We start from the raw sequence: 868 nt of genomic DNA on the forward strand, positions 1-868 counted from the left end.
CCACCTTGCCCTTGGTCTGGGGCGTCCTCGGCGCGCAGAGCACGATGCGGAAGCCGGCCTCGCGGGAGAAGCGCTCGACGCGCGGGTCGCGCGCCCGCCTGCCGTCCCCGCCGACCGCGGCGATCGCGGACATGTTGTCGGTGAGCCACTCGGCGGGGACGCCCCCGAGCCTCACCGCGACGTCGTACATGCAGGCCAGCAGGTCGTCCCGGGTCCTGGTCGGCGACCTGCGGTACAGGTGGCGCCTCGAGTACCCGAGCGTCGCGGAGAACACGTTGAAGCGGTGCTCGGCGCCCGAGCGGTCGCGCATCACGACGTCCTCCTTCCAGTCGAACTGGAGCTGCTCGCCGGGCCCGGTCTCGAAGCGGGGGTGCGCCTCGGGGGAGCCGGCGCCCACGGCGATGCCGCGCGTGCGCAGGTAGTGGGTGAAGGCGTTGTAGCCCGGGACGGGCGGCTCGTCGCCGGCGTGCCGGTCGAGCAGGAACTCGTGCAGCCCCCTCTTCGTCATCCCCGGCAGGGCGGCCTTCCCCTCGATCTCGGCGCGGTAGCGGTCGAACCCGCTGCCCCGGCCCTCCCGGCCGTCGGGCGGCTGCGGGCCGCCCCCGTTCCAGTACCTCGCGACGGTATGGCGGTCGACGCCGTACCTCCTCGCGATGTCGGTGAAGTTCGGCTTGGCGCCGCTCTCCTTCATCATGTTCATCTCCCCGATCAGGTTTCTCTCCATATCGCCCTCCCGTGTCTCTGCACGGTCGAGCGTACGCCCGTTGGCGGAAACGGTGAAAATACGTTGGCGAGATCGGCGGGGATGCGTTGGCGGATTCGGCGCGACCCGTTGGTCTAAACGGTGAAACTCAGATTAGCAATAACA

Annotated in this window: 1 protein-coding gene; it reads right to left on the bottom strand. The window is 69.9% G+C overall.

Features of this window, described 5'->3' with window-relative positions; genetic code table 11:
• Positions 1-724: DDE-type integrase/transposase/recombinase (locus H6A15_RS10195; RefSeq protein ID WP_204673643.1), on the bottom strand; the 724-nt coding region annotated here is incomplete at its 3' end.
• Positions 725-868 lie beyond the last annotated feature (144 nt).

Source organism: Enorma phocaeensis, assembly GCF_016901575.1.
Lineage (GTDB): Bacteria > Actinomycetota > Coriobacteriia > Coriobacteriales > Coriobacteriaceae > Limicola > Limicola phocaeensis_A.